Origin of the sequence: Tamlana sedimenti (assembly GCF_038148895.1) — a bacterium.
GTDB lineage: Bacteria > Bacteroidota > Bacteroidia > Flavobacteriales > Flavobacteriaceae > Tamlana.
Genome location: NZ_JBBVGQ010000004.1, coordinates 357,473 through 377,896 on the forward strand (window position 1 = coordinate 357,473; position 20,424 = coordinate 377,896).

14 protein-coding genes are annotated in these 20,424 nt (G+C 36.9%); 5 read left to right on the forward strand and 9 right to left on the reverse strand.

Annotated features, from left to right (window positions below):
• Nucleotides 1–8 precede the first annotated feature (8 nt).
• The 9 genes from WJN01_RS11995 to WJN01_RS12035 all read right to left on the reverse strand — a co-directional run bounded on the left by WJN01_RS11995 (nucleotide 9) and on the right by WJN01_RS12035 (nucleotide 16,504).
• Nucleotides 9–2,486 (reverse strand): FIDD domain-containing protein, encoded by a 2,478-nt coding sequence (locus tag WJN01_RS11995; protein WP_445197394.1) that lies wholly within the window; start codon nucleotides 2,484–2,486, stop codon nucleotides 9–11.
• A gap of 169 nt (nucleotides 2,487–2,655) precedes the next feature.
• On the reverse strand, nucleotides 2,656–4,728 hold the full coding sequence (locus tag WJN01_RS12000) for a beta-galactosidase (protein ID WP_445197395.1): 2,073 nt from the start codon (nucleotides 4,726–4,728) through the stop codon (nucleotides 2,656–2,658).
• 55 nt (nucleotides 4,729–4,783) lie between these two features.
• The gene (gene mazG / locus WJN01_RS12005) at nucleotides 4,784–5,557 is read right to left on the reverse strand and encodes a nucleoside triphosphate pyrophosphohydrolase (RefSeq protein WP_445197396.1); all 774 of its coding nucleotides are present in this window, start codon (nucleotides 5,555–5,557) and stop codon (nucleotides 4,784–4,786) included.
• 117 nt (nucleotides 5,558–5,674) lie between these two features.
• A complete protein-coding gene (locus WJN01_RS12010) occupies nucleotides 5,675–7,942 on the reverse strand; it encodes an aconitate hydratase (RefSeq protein WP_445197397.1) in 2,268 nt (755 codons plus the stop codon).
• 129 nt (nucleotides 7,943–8,071) lie between these two features.
• Nucleotides 8,072–10,852: a bifunctional aconitate hydratase 2/2-methylisocitrate dehydratase gene (locus tag WJN01_RS12015; protein ID WP_445197398.1), complete on the reverse strand. Its 2,781-nt coding sequence runs from the start codon at nucleotides 10,850–10,852 to the stop codon at nucleotides 8,072–8,074.
• Nucleotides 10,853–11,315: 463 nt separating this feature from the next.
• Nucleotides 11,316–12,269, reverse strand: coding sequence for an AAA family ATPase (locus WJN01_RS12020; protein WP_445197399.1), 954 nt, complete (start codon nucleotides 12,267–12,269; stop codon nucleotides 11,316–11,318).
• A gap of 4 nt (nucleotides 12,270–12,273) precedes the next feature.
• Nucleotides 12,274–13,731 (reverse strand): peptidylprolyl isomerase, encoded by a 1,458-nt coding sequence (locus WJN01_RS12025; protein ID WP_445197400.1) that lies wholly within the window; start codon nucleotides 13,729–13,731, stop codon nucleotides 12,274–12,276.
• Nucleotides 13,694–14,548 carry a peptidyl-prolyl cis-trans isomerase gene (locus WJN01_RS12030; protein ID WP_445197401.1) on the reverse strand — a complete coding sequence of 285 codons (855 nt, stop codon included), beginning with the start codon at nucleotides 14,546–14,548 and terminating at the stop codon, nucleotides 13,694–13,696. The genes WJN01_RS12025 and WJN01_RS12030 overlap by 38 nt, the downstream gene beginning before the upstream one ends.
• Complete coding sequence (locus WJN01_RS12035; protein ID WP_445197402.1) at nucleotides 14,549–16,504, reverse strand: peptidylprolyl isomerase; 1,956 nt, start codon at nucleotides 16,502–16,504, stop codon at nucleotides 14,549–14,551.
• A gap of 146 nt (nucleotides 16,505–16,650) precedes the next feature.
• Between WJN01_RS12035 and WJN01_RS12040 the strand changes: the two genes are divergently transcribed.
• The 5 genes from WJN01_RS12040 (at nucleotide 16,651) to WJN01_RS12060 (ending at nucleotide 20,324) form a co-directional block, all read left to right on the forward strand.
• Entirely contained in the window at nucleotides 16,651–16,887 is a 237-nt protein-coding gene (locus WJN01_RS12040) for a hypothetical protein (protein WP_445197403.1), read from the forward strand.
• 12 nt (nucleotides 16,888–16,899) lie between these two features.
• Nucleotides 16,900–17,484, forward strand: coding sequence for a phosphatase PAP2 family protein (locus tag WJN01_RS12045; protein WP_445197404.1), 585 nt, complete (start codon nucleotides 16,900–16,902; stop codon nucleotides 17,482–17,484).
• A 166-nt stretch (nucleotides 17,485–17,650) separates the two neighbouring features.
• Nucleotides 17,651–18,193, forward strand: a complete 543-nt coding sequence (locus tag WJN01_RS12050; protein ID WP_445197405.1) for a Crp/Fnr family transcriptional regulator — start codon at nucleotides 17,651–17,653, stop codon at nucleotides 18,191–18,193.
• 68 nt (nucleotides 18,194–18,261) lie between these two features.
• Nucleotides 18,262–18,906 carry a head GIN domain-containing protein gene (locus WJN01_RS12055; RefSeq protein ID WP_445197406.1) on the forward strand — a complete coding sequence of 215 codons (645 nt, stop codon included), beginning with the start codon at nucleotides 18,262–18,264 and terminating at the stop codon, nucleotides 18,904–18,906.
• Nucleotides 18,907–19,034: 128 nt separating this feature from the next.
• The gene (locus WJN01_RS12060) at nucleotides 19,035–20,324 is read left to right on the forward strand and encodes a retropepsin-like aspartic protease (protein WP_445197407.1); all 1,290 of its coding nucleotides are present in this window, start codon (nucleotides 19,035–19,037) and stop codon (nucleotides 20,322–20,324) included.
• Nucleotides 20,325–20,424 lie beyond the last annotated feature (100 nt).

A 20,424-nucleotide genomic window follows, 5' to 3' on the forward strand; every position in this document is an offset into this window, starting at 1 on the left:
AGATCTCTTTACCTAATTAAACTGAAGTGCCCCCGATAGGTTTTCAATTCACCTGATAGTTTCACCAACTCAGCTACAAACCAATAATCAGAATTTGGAAGGTCTTGCCCGTTTAAAGTACCGTCCCAAGCACCACTTTTTGCCGTAAGTTGCTTGATTAGTTTTCCATATCGATCATAAATACTTATTTTAGATTTGTTGGTATTGAAATCTGAACCTAAACCTTCAACCTGCCAAAAATCATTATAACCATCACTGTTTGGTGTAAAAAACTTAGGGAAACCAAGAATAAAAACTTCTATTGACGTTACGCCGCAACCGTTTTTATCCCTTACATAAATCATATGGGATCCTGGTTGAACTCTGTCGAAAAAAGGAGTATCTTGATAGTACCCTTCTTCGTCATCAAGGGCAAACTCATAATCCCCAATTCCGAGGTTATTACTGGTATTGTTTATGGTTATGGTGTTATTTTCGGATGCATCAACAATAGTTATATCTTCCAAAGTTATTTCGGCAAAACCAGATTCGGCAACAGAAAAAGTAACTGGAAATGATTCGCACCCCAAGGAAGACGTAGCTATTACACTGAACGAGCCTCCAGAAAACACATCGGCATAAGACTCAGTGCTTATAATATTTCCCATTTCATCGCGCCATTCATAGGTGTAATTGCCTTTTGCATTAACTACAGGAATTCTTATTGGTTGAGCATTTGAACAATAAAATGCGGAATTATCTACTCCAAATTCTGGTCTTTGAAGAACGTTTAGAATCAAATGTGGGCCAATCCCAAAACAGCCGCCGTTATCATCATTTTCAACACGAACGTATAAAATCTGTGAATAAGGTTCAGTGTTTACATAATTACTAGGCAGAAGAATTTCATTTTGTTCCAGTTGCGCATCTTCTAAATTTTCAAAATAATGTACGCTCAGATTTTGTCCTGATGGAAACTGGGCGATAAACAAAGGCGACATTTGCTCCAAGTCAAATTCAAAAAAGCCATCTTCAGTACTGTCATCACATGATTGAAGCAATTCAAAATAGTTTGGGGAAAAAGAAGTTGTTGTTATTTCCAAATCAACAGTGGATACAACATGACAACCTAAATCATTAAATATTCTAACATATACGGTATTGCCATTAGAATTATTATACGAGTTGGGGAATGTTATACTGTTTGTGTTTGAATCTGCGTCTAGATAAGTTAGATGATAGGAAAAATAAAGCCCATCAGAATTATTATTTGTTATAATATCATTAACCTCTTCCAAGTTAAAATTGGTAAAGCCATCATTTGGGACACTATCTGCGTCACAATTCTTAAAAGTAATATTCGATTGATATGTTGGTTCTGCATATACAGTTGCGACTATGGGTACCCTGACACCTTCCATACATCCATTTTCTGAGGCCAACAAGTAATAGGTTGTTGTGATATTTATCACTTGAGTTGTAAAATTTTGACCACTGAATAATGGAGTCCCTCCTGTTGGGACATCAAACCACAAAATATCTCCGCTTGAAGCAGTTGCCGATAAACTAACAGTTCCGCTACCACAAACACTTCCTGGGGTACTATCAATAATTGATGGTGTATAAATACTTGTACTGGCCGCTATATTTATAATAGGATCTCCTGGCATTCCTCCATACTCCACAATAAATCCCTTGGGGTGATAAGGTCCCGGGGGATCATCTCCCGCAATTCTTAAATCATTCCATGCACCCCTGATACCGATAGATGGATCGGTTATGTGAAGATAATCCTCTCCTGGACCACCATGAGCATTATCCGGTTGATTGATATTCCAATTTGCATAATTTGGAGTTGAGCCATTATTACCCCCATTCCAAAAAACTGTGCCAGCTTCTGGTCCTGTTACCCACTTCCATACACCTTCAGTTTCTTCATCTGACCCTCCCAGCCAACCAGCACCTGGAGCTTGTTCACCCGCCAATTGGGCTTCTTCTGGATAAAGTATGGTTGCCAAATAACCCTGCAAGCCAAAATAAGTTAAGTTTTCAGCCGCCACCCTAGCATCAGCCCATGTAATACCATAAGCTGGAATGTATTCATAATAATGACCTGTTAATGGTAAGTAATTGGCATCTCCTATAGTTATTGAAAAAACCTTATCAGAAGGATTATTACTCGTACTTTGAAAAACAATATCTTTTATCGCCGCAATAAAATCAACATAACTCACTTCGATTGAAGTTGATCCTGTTAACGTTAATTTACCCTCAAGACTATTCCATGAAGAAACAATGTTTGGATGAGCCCCTAAGAGAATTAAAGAATCCTCTCCCAGAACATAACCCGTTGATATTTGTATGTAAAATGCCTCAATCTCAGTATCGTCAGGGTCAACAACACTAAAATCGGTGACAATATTAATTTGACTTTGTGGACAATATGGCTGATTGCCTGTTGCCGTTAATGTAGGTGCGATATTTTGACACCAAGATAGCTGAACCATAAACACCAAAAATGTTATGCAATAACATAATCTGTACAATCGTTTTAATATCACATTTTAATTATTTCAATAAAAATAAAGTAAATATCTGTTTTCACATCCCCAAATTAGGATGTTTAAGGTGAAGCATGAAATTATGACGATTAAATACTAGCAGCTTTTTCGTTATCTAATCAATTTTCCAGACCAAAACCCCAGCAGTTTTAATTTCTTCATTACCTAATAAAATTTCATTCTTTGCAGAGAGTTCCATTTTATAAGACGTATCTGAATAGTTCATGGCTATTCCTAAACCATCCCTATATTCTACGATTACACCTTCAGGATAACTTTCAACCGAAATACCAAGTTTCTTGTAAAGCTTGTTTAAAACTGCCTGTTCTAAATCACCAGAATTACTATCGGCCCCTACATAGGTTACCGTGCCTTTTCCTAACTTATTGAACGTAACCGCAGATTTGCCTTCATAAAAATCACCTTCATAAGTTGCCCAGGTATCTGTTTTGCCATTGGGCATCAACACATCTCCCCAAATGGACCATGCATATTTTTGGTTGTCCATAGTAATGCTGTCTGAAGCATATGGTTGAAGAAGATCATAAAAAGGAATCTCTCCTCCTATCAATTCATATATAGGCTTGGCGTGCTTAGCTTCCCAAAGATGTCCAAATTCATCTTGATGCCCTGTACGGCAAGACATAACCAAATTTCCGCCTTTTTGCACATAATCTTTTAATTTGCCAATAAGTTTCAGCCCCATTTGTTGGTATGCAGGTGCTATAATTACAGGGTATTTAGAAAAATCCATTGTATCTCTTATAAAATCTACCGGAGCACCAAACGATTTTAGGGATTTATAATATTTCAACACATGCTTTTCTGTATTCCAAGCTGTTGTTTGTTTATTTTGGTCAATGGCCACAGTATTATCCGGATTGTACAAAATAGCTGTTTTACGCTTTAAGTACTCTTTTGGAACTTTAGAAGAAGTAATTTTTTCCCTCAATAAATTGATTTCATCTATAAATTTTTTATACTCCAACCCTCCATTTGTAGGCGTTACCCCGTCTGGTCCAATAATACCATAATGGTATTGTTCAAATCCATAAATAGGTGCCCTAAAACGGTAGGTACATGCAAATTTGCTGCCTCCAGAAAACACATGCCACAACCATAAATGTACTGCTCCGGGTAAAGGTTGTGAATTGATACTGCCCCAATTTACCTGGCCCGGTTGCAATTCCATAACACCATAAAGCGGACTTATAGGTCTAAAATAGTCGTTTGCCATAGCGATTCTTAAATAATCGCCAACTCGATACCCTTTTAACCCAATGCCTTTACTTTCTCCATAAACCATATAACGGGTGTACGAGATAAAATCAAGTTCTTTACTTCCACCTATAAAACGGGCATCGTACATAGGTATATAATTACTGGTAATCCATTGGCTTCTATTTGCATATTTTTTAATGGTTGTAGCTTGTTCATCTAGAAAAGAAGCGGTTTCTGAATCAGCAAACCTGCTATGGTCAAGTTTTTGGTATAAGTTTATTCCCCATTGATTATAGGTAGGAATATTAATTTCAGAGAAATTGTTGTAAGTCCCACTCCAAAAATTTGTTCCCCAGGCTTTGTTTAAATCTTCAATAGTTTTGTATTTATTTTTTAACCAATTGCGAAAACGTATTGTTGCATCAGGCCCATAATCTGAGGTTGAGCGTGGCTCATTATCTAACTGCCAGCCCATAATGCGATTATCATTACCATAATGTTTAGCCAATTTAGCAATCATTTTTAATGCATATTTACGGTAAAATTCATTTGAAAAAGAGGCATGCTGCCTAGAACCATGGTCTAATTTTGTACCATCTTCACGAGTTAACAATACCTCAGGGTATTTGCGAACTAACCATACGGGTGGTGTTGCCGTAGAGGTACACATAATCACCTTTAGATTATTTTTTGCCGCAATATCAACCGCCTTGTCCAACCAATCAAAATCATAAACACCTTCTTGCGGTTCCAATTGTGCCCAAGCAAATTCGGCGAAATGGGTAAATTCAAAACCCATATCGGCCATTTTTTTCAAATCCCTGTTCCATTGTGATGGTTCCCAATGTTCAGGATAATAATATGCCCCAACGGTTGTTAATTGATCTGAAGGAAAATATTCTTGCCCGTTTTGCGCAACACCGCTTAAACTTATTAACAACAAAAGAATAATTATTCTGTTTTTCATATACTTTTATTTTATACAAAATGGACTTAAGCATTAATTAAAACCAAAATTACAGCTAAAGATTTTTAGCTTCTTCCCAAAATACATCCATTTCAGCGAGGGTCATTTCTTTTAATGGTTTGTTGAGTCCATTTGCTTTTTCCTCTAGATATTGAAATCGCTTTGAGAATTTTTTATTGGTACGTTCTAGCGCATTTTCTGGGTTTATACCTAAAAAACGGGCATAATTTACCATCGAAAACAGCACATCACCATACTCACTTTCCATAGCGTCTTTGTTTCCGTTTTCCACTTCTTCCTTTAGTTCACTTAACTCTTCTTCCACTTTTTCCCAAACCTGATTTGGTGCTTCCCAATCAAAACCAACTCCTGCCACTTTTTCTTGAATACGATTGGCCTTCACCAACGCCGGCAAACTATTTGGAACTCCTTCCAAAACGCTTCTTTTGCCTTCTTTTAGTTTTAAATTTTCCCAATTTCGTTTTACATCTTCTTCGTTTTCCACCTTAACATCACTATAAATATGGGGGTGCCTGCTGATTAATTTATCACAAATACTGTTGCAAACATCAGCAATGTCAAAGTCGTTGGTTTCACTGCCAATTTTTGAGTAAAATACTATATGAAGCAGTACATCGCCAAGCTCCTTTTTCACCTCCTCCAAATCATTATCCAAAATGGCATCGCCGAGTTCGTAAGTCTCTTCTATTGTGAGGTGCCGCAAAGTTTCCATGGTTTGCTTTTTATCCCAAGGGCATTGCTCCCGAAGTTCATCCATAATGGTTAATAATCTATCAAAGGCTTTAAGCTGAGCGGCTCTAGAATTCATGATAAGGTGTTTTGGTAAAAATACAATTATAAGATTTTTATATAAAGTTTAACGTAAAAAAATCCAGCATTTTTGCTGGATTTTAAAAGCATTTTATTTGGATCGTCACCCTTTAAATTAAGCATTTTGTTTCTTTATCAAATTTAAAGCTGAACCTGCCTTATACCACTCAATTTGTGCAGCGTTATAAGTGTGGTTCAGTTTTATGATGTCTTTGCTTCCATCGGTATGCACTACTTCTACAGTCAATTGCTTATCTGGAGCAAATTCATTTAAATCTAAAAAATTGAAGGTGTCATCTTCTTGAATTAAATCATAATCGTTTTCATTGGCGAAAGTCAGTGCCAACATTCCTTGTTTTTTAAGATTTGTTTCGTGTATTCTCGCAAACGATTTCACAATTACAGCAGCCACGCCCAAATGTCTTGGTTGCATAGCCGCATGCTCACGTGATGAACCTTCTCCATAATTATGGTCTCCAACAACTACGGTTTTAATACCAGCCTTTTTATATTCACGCTGAACATCTGGAACACCACCATATTCTCCAGTTAATTGATTTTTTACAAAATTTGTTTTTTGGTTGAATGCGTTTACCGCACCAATTAAAGTATTGTTGGCGATATTATCCAAATGTCCTCTAAAACGCAACCAAGGCCCTGCCATAGAAATATGATCTGTAGTACATTTTCCAAAAGCTTTGATCAATAATTTCGCACCAGTGATTGAATCCCCAATAGGCTCAAACGGTGTTAGTAACTGTAAGCGTTCTGAGCCTTCTTTCACCACAACATTAACATGGCTACCATCTTCTTCAGGAGCCAAATAACCATTGTCTTTTACCTCAAAACCTTTTGGAGGTAATTCCCATCCTGTTGGTTCATCCAGCATAACTTCCTCACCATTTTCATTGATTAATTTATCCTTTAAAGGATTGAAATCCAAACGACCAGCAATGGCAATGGCCGCAGTTAATTCAGGTGAAGCTACAAATGCATGTGTGTTTGGGTTTCCATCTGCACGTTTTGCAAAGTTTCTATTGAACGAATGCACGATGCTGTTTTTTGGCGCGTTTTTAGGATCGCTATATCTTGCCCATTGCCCAATACATGGCCCACAGGCATTAGTGAATATTTTAGCATCCAACTTTTCAAAAACTTGAAGAATACCATCACGTTCAGCGGTGTAACGCACTTGCTCTGAACCAGGATTGATACCGAACTCAGCCTTTGTTTTTAAATTTTTATCCAATGCCTGTTGGGCTATTGAGGATGCTCTTGATAAATCTTCGTAAGAAGAATTGGTACAAGATCCAATCAAGCCCCATTCAACTTTAATTGGCCAATCATTGGCTTTTGCCTTTTTGGCCATTGCTTCACCTACTTCTGTAGATAAGTCTGGTGTAAACGGTCCATTTAAAAGTGGCCCTAATTCCGATAAATTAATTTCAATAACTTGATCAAAATATTGTTCAGGATTCGCATAAACATCAGCATCGGCGGTTAAATGTTCTTTAACAGTATTCGCCGCATCCGCCACATCTTCTCTATCGGTAGAACGTAAATAGCGCTCCATTGATTCGTCGTATCCAAAAGTAGAAGTAGTTGCCCCAATTTCGGCACCCATGTTACAAATAGTTCCTTTACCAGTACAAGACATTGCTGTTGCTCCTGGACCAAAATATTCCACAATAGCACCTGTTCCCCCTTTGACGGTAAGAATTTCGGCTACTTTCAAAATAACGTCTTTTGGTGCTGTCCATCCCGATAACTTACCTGTTAACTTTACACCTATCAATTTTGGAAATTTCAATTCCCAAGCCATGCCAGCCATAACATCAACGGCATCTGCCCCACCAACACCAATGGCTACCATGCCCAGCCCACCAGCATTAACTGTATGTGAATCGGTACCTATCATCATTCCTCCTGGAAATGCATAATTTTCTAAAACTACTTGGTGAATAATACCAGCACCCGGTTTCCAAAATCCAATGCCATATTTATTTGAAACAGATTCTAGGAACTTAAATACTTCGCTACTTACACTATTGGCATGTTTTAAATCTGCCGCAGCGCCTTCCTTCGCTTGAATTAGATGATCACAATGTACCGTAGTCGGCACAGCCACTTTACTTTTTCCAGCCTGCATGAATTGCAATAGCGCCATTTGTGCCGTAGCATCCTGACACGCAATTCTATCAGGAGCAAAATCAACATAATCCTTTCCTCTTACATATGCTTTTGTTGGGTTACCGTCCCATAAATGGGCGTACAGAATCTTTTCAGATAACGTTAATGGTTTCCCTACAATCTCACGGGCCTTATTTACGCGTTCCCCGATGGTGGAATAAACACCTTTTATCATGTCAATGTCAAATGCCATATGTATTTTTTATTTTTTCAATGTTAAACTTTTCATTCCTTACTAAAATACTAAAAATCTTAGTCATAGGAAATATAAAAAGCCCAAATCTGGTGATTTGGGCTTTTAGATTATAATGGTAAAAAAGGTTTAAGCGTTGATTAATTGTTTTTGGGATGGCTTGAATTTTGTTAAAACGATACCATCAACAGCCGCTTCATACTCTTTCATGGTAGGAGTTCTTCCCAAAATTGTAGAAAGCACTACCACTGGCGTTGAAGACAATAATGATTCACCTTTCTTCTCTCCTGAATCTTTTACCACTCGACCTTGGAACAAACGCGTAGAAGTTGCCATTACCGTATCACCTGGCTCTGCTTTTTCCTGGTTACCCATACAAAGGTTACAACCTGGGCGCTCTAAGTAAAGCATATTTTCATACTTGGTACGTGCTGCCGCTTTTGGTGCGTTATCATCAAACACAAAGCCTGAGTATTTTTCCAATACTGCCCAATCGCCCTCAGCTTTTAATTCATCTACAATATTGTAAGTTGGCGGTGCAACAACTAAAGGCGCTTTAAATTCAACTTTTCCTTGTTGCGCTTCGATGTTCTTTAACATTTGTGCTAAGATTTTCATATCTCCCTTATGCACCATACAAGAACCTACAAAACCTAGATCTACTTTTTTGGTTCCACCGTAATATGAAAGAGGACGAATAGTATCATGGGTATAACGTTTAGAAACATCTTCATTATTTACATCTGGATCGGCAATCATTGGCTCAGCAATCTGATCTAAATCAACCACAACCTCTGCATAATATTTTGCATTGGCATCTGGTCTTAACGCTGGTTTGATACCTGTTTTAATTTCTTGGATTCTCTTGTTTGCTTTATCTACTAAACCTTGAAGGACTTGCTTGTCGTTATCCATACCTTTTTCAATCATGATTTGGATACGATCTTTTGCAATCTCCAAAGATTCAATTAAGGTATCATCTTCTGAAATACAAATTGAAGCTTTCGCTTTCATTTCTGCAGTCCAATCTGTAAATGTAAAGGCTTGATCGGATGTTAACGTACCTATATGAACTTCAATAATTCTGCCTTGGAAAACATTCTCTCCACCAAACTGCTTCAACATTTGTTGTTGCGTAGCGTGAACCACATCTCGGAAGTCCATGTAACTTCTCATGTCACCCTTAAACGTAACTTTCACAGACTCTGGAATTGGCATAGTTGCCTCCCCAGTTGCTAAAGCTAGAGCAACGGTACCTGAATCTGCGCCAAACGCAACACCTTTAGACATACGCGTATGTGAGTCGCCTCCAATTATGATGGCCCAATCGTCAATCGTAATATCATTAAGCACCTTGTGAATTACATCGGTCATGGCGTGGTAAACTCCTTTTGGATCGCGACCAGTAATTAAACCGAAGTCGTTCATAAACTTCATTAACTTAGGAATGTTCGCTTTGGATTTATCATCCCAAACAGAAGCTGTGTGACATCCAGATTGGTAAGCTCCATCAACAATTGGAGATATAGTTGTAGCAGCCATGGCTTCAAGTTCTTGGGAAGTCATCAACCCTGTGGTATCTTGTGAACCAACAATATTTACCTCTACACGAACATCAGAACCCGCATGCAATGTTTTACCTGGGGTAGTTCCAACTGCATTTTTGTTGAAGATTTTCTCAACCGCTGTAAGGCCTTGACCATCGATAGAAATTTCTTTTGACGGCGCATAAACAACCGGTGCTTCAACACCTAAAACTTTAGCAGCAAACGTTTGTAATTTTTTTCCAAATACCACAGCGTAAGAACCACCTGCTTTGATGAATTCCATTTTTTGTGGCGTTAGTGCTGCTGAAATATCTTTCAGTTCTTTATCACCGTGGTATAGTTTTTTTGTTTTTGTGTTGATGGTTAAAACTGTTCCTGTTTCTACGGAATATACTTGCTCTAAAACAGGATCACCATTTGCATCAACAACAGTTTTACCATTAGCATCTGTTTTCTTAACCCAGTTTTTTAGGTCAATACCAATACCTCCCGTAACACCAACTGTTGTAAGGAAAATTGGTGAAATACCGTTTGTACCAGCAATGATTGGCGCAATGTTAATGAACGGCACATAAGGGCTAGCCTGAATACCTGTCCAAAGTGCCACGTTATTTACACCAGACATTCTTGAAGAACCTACACCCATTGTTCCTTTTTCGGCGATTAACATCACACGCTTATCAGGGTGTTTTGCTTTCAACTCAGAAAGAGCTTTCTGCATGTCTTTGTTGTGCTCAAAAATACATTGGCCATGTAATTCTCTGTCTGAACGAGAGTGTGCATCAGCACCAGGTGAAAGTAAATCGGTAGAAATATCACCTGTACCTGCTATGAAAGTAACAATGTCTATCTTCTCTTCTACTTCAGGAAGTTTTGTAAAGAACTCTGCATTGGCGTAACTCTCAATTATATCTTTCGCGATAGGATTTCCTGCTTCAAAGGCTTCTTTTAAACGAGCTGTATCTGCCTCGTATAAGAACACCTGTGTTTTTAAAACTTCAGCAGCTTGTTTGGCAAGTTCAGAATCGGAACCTAAAGCAATATCTAGTAGAACCTTAATTGAAGGCCCACCTTTCATGTGCGACAACAGTTCAAACGCAAATGTTGGCGTTATTTCTGCAACAACGGCATCACCAAGAATAATCTCTTTTAAAAACTTAGCCTTAACCCCTGCTGCCCCGGTAGTTCCGGGCACAACATTGTAAATGAAAAATTTAAGCGAATCTTCTCTGTATGGATTGCTTAAATCTTTAATTTGCGTTATTATTTCAGCAAGTAGTTCAGCACTTTCAATTGGCTTAGGATGCAAGCCTTTGGCTTTCCTTTCTTCGATTTCCTTGATGTAATCGTTGTAATTATTCATAGTTAGGTTTCTTTTCAATTTTAAAGACTTTTCTTTAAGACTCTACTGTTTAGAAAAAAACAATGTCCTCTTAATCGTAAAAAGCCATCGATATCGTTTTCGTGTTTTTTTAGTTTTGCAAAAGTGTTGCAAAATACCAAAATTAAAGCATTTTTTTTAAATAAAACTTCGATTAACTCGTGCAATAATATCAAATTATGATAGTGTCATTACTATTTGATATGGTTAAAGGTTTTTTTAAAAAAGAGGTAGAAAAATGATGATTTATCAAGCTCAATTTATGTGATAAATCAAAATCAATTTTATAGTAGCCAATAAAATAGCCGGAATCCTAAAAAACGTTACTGGTTATTGTTAAATTTCTGGTGAAAAAACCAATTTTTTAACCTATACATGAGTAGAAGCAACAGCACCAAAACAACAATAAAAATGATGGTTGTTGTGATAAACTATTTGAATTTGCCTAAAACAAACTCTTAATGATTTGTTCTTCTGAAATGCCCTCGGCCTCAGCTTTGTAATTTTTTATGATTCTATGCCTTAAAATACTGTGCGCCACAGCTTGAACGTTTTCAATATCTGGCGAAAACTTACCATGGATTGCAGCATGCGTCTTGGCCGCCAAAATCAAGTTCTGCGAAGCTCTTGGCCCCGCACCCCAATCAATATAGGTTTTAACCAATTCCGGAGCTGCATCAGAATTTGGTCTGGTTTTGCCAACCATACTAACGGCATACTCAATAACATTATCGGCCACCGGAATACGACGAATTAAATGCTGAAAATCTATAATTTGTTGTGCCGAAAAAAGCGCATTTACCTTTAGCTGTGTATCGGCCGTAGTAGCTTTAACCACTTCAACCTCCTCGTCAAAGGATGGATAATCCAAATAAATGGCAAACATAAAACGATCTAATTGTGCCTCAGGAAGCGGATAAGTTCCTTCCTGCTCAATAGGGTTTTGGGTTGCCAAAACAAAATATGGCAAATCCAGTTTATAATGATGACCAGCCACGGTAACAGCACGCTCTTGCATAGCTTCCAACAAAGCAGCTTGAGTTTTTGGAGGTGTTCTGTTAATCTCATCAGCCAAAATGATATTGGAAAAAATTGGTCCCTTGATGAATTTAAAATGACGGTCTTCATCCAGTATTTCGCTACCCAAAATATCACTGGGCATTAAATCTGGTGTAAACTGAATCCGTTTAAAATCTAACCCCAAAGCCTGTGCAATAGTATTTACCATTAAGGTTTTTGCCAAACCAGGCACACCAATAAGCAATGAATGCCCTCCTGAAAAAATAGAGATTAAAATTTGATTGACCACATCATCTTGGCCAACAATTACTTTGGCTATTTCACTTTTTAAGCTTTTATATTGCTTTACAAATTGTTCAATGGCAGTTACATCAGACATGGACTTATTTTTTTAACCAATTACTAGAAAATTGACAATCTCTATAATTGCCACTAATTTTTATGTAGGTATCCATTATTTTTTCTTCTTGCCATTTTTCAATTTCCCTAATTTTCTTTTCTTCTAGAGCCAGTTCCTTAATCTTTAAAAAATCTCGGGCATAATCAGCTTCATGCTCATTGATTCTATCTGTAACCATTAAGATTTTGAACTTTATTTTTCCCGTACGGTCTTCTTCTTTCAATACCAAACTTACCTCACCATCTTTTAGGTTTTGAATTTGTGAGTAAAGTTCTGGATCCATTCTGGTCAATTCAAAATTGTAGTCCTGTGTAGTTGGGTTAATTAATTGACCACCATCTGCCCTAGTCTCCTTTTCATCACTGGCTTCCCTTGCGGCATCTGCAAATGAAATATCACCATCAACAATACGTTTCCTTACTTTTTCCAAACGCTCTTTGGCTTCCTCAACAGCTTGATTGGACACTTTGGGCGTTAACAGAATATGTGCGACATCGTACTCTTGTCCCCTGATTTTTTCCAAAGTAATGATGTGGTAACCGAAATCGGTTTCAAAGGGTTCGGACACTTCACCTTCTTGCAATGAAAATGCCACCTGTCTAAACTCTTTAACCATTCTTGGTTGCTTTCGGTTCAAGGTATATTTTCCTCCCCGACTTGCAGAGCCTGGATCATCAGAATACAATACCGCCTTAGAACGGAAACTGGCTCCATTTTCAACAATATCGGCCTTAAACTGTTTTAACCGGTCAATAATTCTCTGCTTTTCTTCTTCTGATACTTTTGGTTCGGCAACAATTTGCGCCACCTTAAGTTCTGTACCAAAAGTTGGCCTTTCATCTTTGGGTATTTTATTGAAAAACGTACGAACCTCCTCTGGAGTAATTTCAATTTCTGAAACAATTTTCGCCTGCATTTTAGACGCTAATTGATTGGATTTATTGATTTCGAACATTTCATCCCTAAAGGTTTTTTCGTCATCCATATTATAGAACTCCAAAAGCCGCTCCATAGAACCATTGGTTTGTTGTAAAAACTGTTCTATTTGGTAATCAACGCTTTTTCGGATTTCAGCATCAGATATTGGGAGACTATCTTGAATGGCATGGTGCGCATACAACTTCTTCTCTAACATTAAACCAAACAATTGACAATTATCAACACCTTCCAACGAACCACCAGCAGCAATTATCTGGTCTCTTTCCTTTTGCACGTCGGAATCCAAAACAATAAAATCGCCCACCACAGCAGCAACGCCATCTACCTTTCTACCATTTTGAATATCGATTGGCTGAGTTTCAACAACAGCAACTTCATCTTCTGCTTCATCTTCAATAATTTCCTGTGAAGTTGAAATATTAAAGGCGAACATCAATACACCAAGTAGTGTAATGCGTTTCAAATTAATTGTATATTTCAAATTGTTTGTTTTTAATAGCATCTTTAGTAATATCTTTTTCTAATTCTCTAATGAGGTCCAACTTCCTTTTATTGATTACTATTTGGTTTATTGTTGGCTTTACATACTCTAGAGGAGCCGTTTCGTTGCGCAACAAAACATCATTAATCTGCATCAAATATACTCCTAATGAATCTTTGAGCTGTACAAAATTAGATTTTTTTAACAGTTCATTTTTATTTTCAGAATTCACCGTTGGAATTTTGCTTACGGCCTGACTTAACTTTATCCAAATAGAGTCATTTAGCGAGTAAGATTTGAATTGAATTGAAATGGAATCCAAAACGCGTTTATCCTTGGCGTTATAACGGCGAAAGCGATCCTTTATGTTATTAAAATTATTCATGTTCTCATCAACGTGAATGTACCTGAACTTTATCAATTCTTCGTTGAGCTTGAAGACCTCTTTGTTGTCTTCATAATACTTTTTTGCTTCCTCAATGGGTATAGTGGTGTCAAGGTTTCGGGTTACCAAAGCCTCTATGTAAGCTTTGGTATATAAATCGTTTTTGTATTGCTCTACCAATTTATTGAACGATTCTTGCTGATCTACACTTAGGTTCAATAAGGCGCCATCAACAAAAAGTTGTTGTGTTGCCCAGCGATTGATAAAGTTTTGCACCAAAAGTGTGCTATCCTCTTTAGAAGCTTCCTCGGGCACCAAATTTTTAATATCATCCTCATACAAATAACTTTCGTTCACCCGAGCAATGGGTTTGCGTTCGTCTGTTTTCTTGAAAAAATCACAGGAAAACATTAAAGCCAATAAGGCTATTAATATGAGGGATTTAATGCGCACCTATTTATTTTTGAGTTGAGCCTTTACACGCTCCAGAGCCTCTTGGTTTACTTCAATTTTATATTTTTCAGCCAATTCTTTTAACCAATTTTCTTCCTTGTGGTTTTGGTAATCACCAATAACAGCACCTTTTGCATCGTCAAATGATTTTTGACCTGCAGGAAGCACTTCCTTTATTTGAACCACCACAAAGCCATCATTATGTTTCAGGATTTTAGAAATGCCTTTTTTAAATTCCAAATCCTTTGGCAAAGCTTGGTCATCTGCTTCCATAATACCTGATGTAAAAATCACTTCAATCGCATCGTTGCTATTAACCAAAGACTTTATACGATCTATTGCCATACCTTCTTCTAACAACTTTGCTACTTTCTTTAAAGTTTTTTGTTTCGTAGAAGACGCTACAACGGCATTAATTTGCTTTTCTGAAATATACTTACTTTTATTCGTTTCGTAATAGTTTTCTATTTCCGTAGTATCGGTTTTTGCTGAATTCCAAATTGTGGTTTCCATAAGGTCAAATAACAACAAACCATCTCTATATTCTGCAACTATTTCGGCATAATCTGGATTTTCACTTTCCAAATGGTCTTCTTGATATTGAATTAACTCTTCCTTTAAAAAGTTTTGATATTTATCAGAAACAATAGTTTTAAAAGGTGCCCTTGGCGTGGTATTACGTTGCTGGTTTTCTAGATAATAACCAAAATCTTTGAATAACAATTGTTCATCGCCTATTTTTAAAAATGGCTTATCGCCTTCAAAATCTTCTTGAAGTCGCCATGTTCTGGCAAAATAATCATCATTTAAAATAGAAACAAAATAATCCAAATTTGGTTGGTCACTACTCACATTGTATTTGGATTTGAGTTTATTCACCAAAGCTTCATCAATTAATTTAGATCGGCTGTCGCGTTTAACTTTGTTAATCAATTCAAGCTTTATGGTTTCAAATTCTGGAATCGGTTTTTTGTTGATTAGCTTAACAATGTGCCAGCCAAAATCTGTTTTGAACGGTTTTGAAATATCACCCTCGTTTTCCAATTGAAAAGCAACATCCTCAAACTCCTTGGCCCTTAACTGTCCACTTGAAAACGGCGCCAATTCTCCACCTTTTATGGCCGAATTTTTATCATCTGAGAATTGCTTAGCCAAAGATGCAAAATCTTCGCCCTGTTCTATTTTTTTGTATATATCCTGAATCCTGTTTTCTGGTTTTTCAGCCAAAGAATCATTTGGCTTTTCAATCACCATAATGTGGGCTACCGTAACCTCACCTTTTGATTTACGCTTGTCCAAAACATGTACAATATGGTAGCCAAATCGGGTACGGAAAGGCTGTGAAATTTCACCAACTCCTGTATTAAATGCAGCGTTTTCAAACTTATAAACCATTCTAAACCCAGAAAAATAACCCAATTTTTCACCAAAAATAGTTTGCCCATTGTGCACTTCTGCTCGCACTTTTTCAAAACCTTCTTTAAGTGCTCTTTCACGAAGTTTCACTATTTGGCTGTAAGCCACCAGAGTATCTTGCGGACTTGCATTTTCATCAACCTTGACCAAAATATGGTCGGCATTTACATCATATGACATACGCTCGTAGGCTTCCTCAACCAAGTCATCGGTTACCTTGCTATCAGACATGTAATTTTTGGCCAACTGCTGTTTGTAATTGGAAAGCTCCCTTATATAGGCAAGCTTTTCGTCCAACCCCAACGCTTTTGCTTCCTTTAGTTTCAGTTTATAATTGGTGAAGAGCTTTAAATACTCATCTACATCTTTTTGAGATTCATCTTGAACCAAATCGAGGTTTTTCTTGTAAACCCTGATAAATTCTGAAGTATAAACAGGGTCGCCATCAACGGTAAACAATACGGTTTCGTTATTAGATTGCCCTTTAGCAGTTAAAACAAAAAACATTAAAAATAAGGCAATAAAATAGTTTGATTTCATGAGTGTAATTTTTTTTCAGCGGTTACAAAAATACTAATATAAACCTATAATACAAGTTGTTTTTCAAACGGTGAAAAATAGCGATTATTACACTTTTTAAACTATATTTAACAGATATTTATAGGTAAAAAATACCCAGAGCCAACATGCGTAAACTTAAATTGATTTGGGATTTTCGTGGACCAAATGCCCGTAAAATAGCGGAGCACCATGAAATTCACTTGAAGGAGTATGCAAAAATGGAGAAGTTAGCCATTACCATTACTGGAGTTGAAAATATTGGCAATATACACAGTATAGCTTATTTGGTGGTTGATGAACCAGACATGAAACCCATACGGGATGCCCTTAAACCACACAGAGGTCAAGTTTACAATCCTTAAACCATATTTATTTTGAAAGGAAAACTAACCAGGTATTTATTAAGTTGCACCCTACTTATTTTAGTTTACTTAAATGCTGAAGCACAAACCCAAAAAGGGGATCACGAAAAATGGGAATTTGTTTTAGAAGACACCGGTGATGTATTGCAAGTTGCCATGCCAGCAATTGCAGGATTAACAACCTTAATTAAAAAAGATTGGCAAGGGACAAAACAATTTGCCCTTTCTTATGGAACAAGTTTAATTGTTACCCATTCGCTCAAACGAATCATTAAAAAAGAAAGGCCCGAAGGCCGAAATCTGTACGACGCATTTCCTTCGGGGCATACCACATCAGCATTTTCAGCTGCATCTTTCATACAACGTCGTTATGGCTGGAAATATGGCAAATGGGCCTATTTAGGGGCAACCATTGTAGGCGTTAGCCGAATGGAAGGCCCCGATGGCTGGCACGACCATTGGGATGTTTTGGCTGGGGCCGTTGTGGGCATTGGCAGTACCTATATTTTTACCTCTCCATATTCCAAGGAACATTTAGAAATTGGTTTTAGCTCCAAAAATGAATCGTATTTGCTAGGTTTACGTTATAAGTTTTAACCCATCATTTAATGATCATAATTGAGGGATAAGAAAAAAACGATGACTTGACTTTATAGAAAAATTCAACTAACTTCGTTTGGCAACTGATATAATTCATCCAAAATGACACATATCACCAAGTTAAACGAACCTCTCGCTAACCTTATGCTTTCAACACACCTTTATGTATTTTTCTTTAGATAGCTTTTTAAAATCTGGCCATAGCATTGGATACAAAAAAAATGAACACCTTTTAACCCAAGGCGATGTTTCAAAACGCGTTTTCTTTGTTCTTGAAGGTGTGGTACGTCATTATGTTATAGATTATTCGGGCAACGAAAAAACCATAAGAATTTCAAAAGAGCATGATTTCTTCTATTCCTCTAATGTTAGTTATTGGACTGGCGAACCCTCATACATCAACTGCCAAGCACTTTTAGACACCAAATTAATTTTTTGGACCAAAGATGAATTGGATGTTTTAAGAGTCAACCAACCTGAATTTGCCAAATTTGAAACGGCCAAACTCAAGGACTTTATTGTGGAAAAGCACAATAAGGAAATTTCAAGAATCATAAAAAATGCCGAAGAACGATTGATTGAATTTAATGAAACAGATTTAAACCTTTTTAACCGTATTCCGCACCACATTATTGCTTCTTACCTTGATATGACGCCCGAAACTTTGTCGCGTTTACGGGCTAAATTCAAAAAACGTAAATCTTGATATAGATCAATGCCCAGCCATTTTTTTCATTTTAGTTTTGCTTCTTCAATCTTAAAAAAGTAAAAAAAATGAAAAAATTATTTATGATTCTTACAGTATCCATAACGTTTTTTGGATGTTCTGAAGACCAGTTTGTTGGTTCTGGCCAAACCATTTCAGAATTTAGGCCAGTAGAATATTTTGATGCTGTATCTAGCGAGGGCACCTTTTATGTAACCATTACAAAAGGCACTGAGCAGAGTGTTGAAATTATTGCCGACAACAATATTATGGGCAGAGTACAAACCGATGTCAGAAATGGAAAATTAAAATTGTCCCTAGCCGACGGCAATTACCGCAATGTACATTTAGAAGCCCATTTAACGGTGACTAGTTTAACAGAAATTGAAAATTCGGGCACAGGTGATATGCACGTGTACAACAACATCAATGTTCAAAATTTTAAGGCTTTTAACAGTGGCGCTGCAAACATTTACCTGGAGGGCAGCTGTGATGGTTTAGATATTACCAATGAAGGATCGGGCAGTATTTTTGCTTTCAACATGCCATCAAAAAGTTGTAACATTGATAATGAAGGGTCTGGTGAAATTGAAGTGGCCTGTGAATCAAACCTTGATGTAAAAATTGAAGGAAGCGGGAATGTTTATTACAGGGGAAACCCTTCAATGAATGTTAATATTTTAGGTTCAGGACAAGTCATCAATGACAACTAACCCATTAAACGTTTAAATGAAGTAACAATAAACAAATAAAAACGTCTAACCCAAAAGAGAACGTATTTTTACAAACGTTCTCTTTTTTTATGGTTAACTTATCCACATCATTTTTAAAATTAAAACGCATGAAAAAGCTTTTTCTTTTACTTCTTATTCTTTCAATGGCCTGCAAAAATCCTTCAGTTGAAAAGGTAAGCAATCCAGAAACACTAACCCTATTGGATAGTTTAATTGAAACGCAAAACTATTTTAAACTGAAAGAAAGCTTTTATGCCCAAAAAGACAATCTCTCAAAAGACCACAAACTATATTACCAAGCAATTGTATATAATGTCTTCAATAAACTATCAGAATCCAACGCGGTGATTGATGAATTATTGAGCCCAAGCAAAACCAAACTCTCAGACACTGTTCTCAATACCCTTTATAATACCAAACTGCTCAACCATGTGAATCTCTATGAATACGGCGAGGCAGCCATGGCAAGTAAATATATTCAAGAAAACTTCCTTCAGTTGAATGATTCTTCCGATATCGAAAATTTGAAAAATGAAATCAACATTTGGAGCTTTCTGAAAAACATTCCCAAGCAAGAAATTGTTAAAAGTGCCGATGTTTCATTTCCAATGGTTAAGGACAAAGTGGGGCTGTTCAACGTTGATGTTTCTATGAATGACAAAACCATGAATTTTATATTTGACACAGGCGCAAACATTTCGGTGATTAAAAAATCATTGGTTGAAGAACTTGGCCTAACCTTTATAGAATCTAACTTTTATGTAACCGCCTTTACGGGTCAAAGAGTAGATAGCGACCTTGCCATAGCCAATGAATTGATGATTGGCGACCTGATGTTTAAAAACGTGGTGTTCTTGGTGCTGAATGATGCAGATGTTTCATTCCCACAAATTGATTATTATATTAATGGAATTATAGGATTCCCCGTAATCGAAGCTATGGATGAAATCAGAATTTCTAAAAACGATACCATTTCCATTCCCAAAATTCCCATAGACTACAATAAAAACAATTTTGCATTGGACGGCCTAACACCCATAATTGCCGTTACTTATCAAAAAGACACTTTGAGTTTTGGGTTTGATACGGGTGCGAGACAAACTGCATTGTATGAACCATTTTACGAGAAGTATAAAACCGAAATTGAAGAAAAATATACGCCAACAACCTTTCAATCGGCTAGTGCCGGTGGTACTATAGAATTTGAAGGTTTTGTGCTGGATAGTGTAACGTTAAGCGTTGGTGAATCAAGCGCCACTTTGAAAGACTTACGGCTTCACATCAATAATATCGGTACCGATGTCAATCACTTTCATGGCAACTTTGGCCAAGACTTTATCAAACAGTTTGATGAAATGATTATTAGTTTTAAATATAGTTCTGTTCTTTTTAAATGATTTTATAAGACAAACAGAATTGGAATCCCTAAAGTCTTGACTTTATAAAATTTTCAACTAATTTCGTTTAACTACCGATATAAATAATTAAAAAAATCCA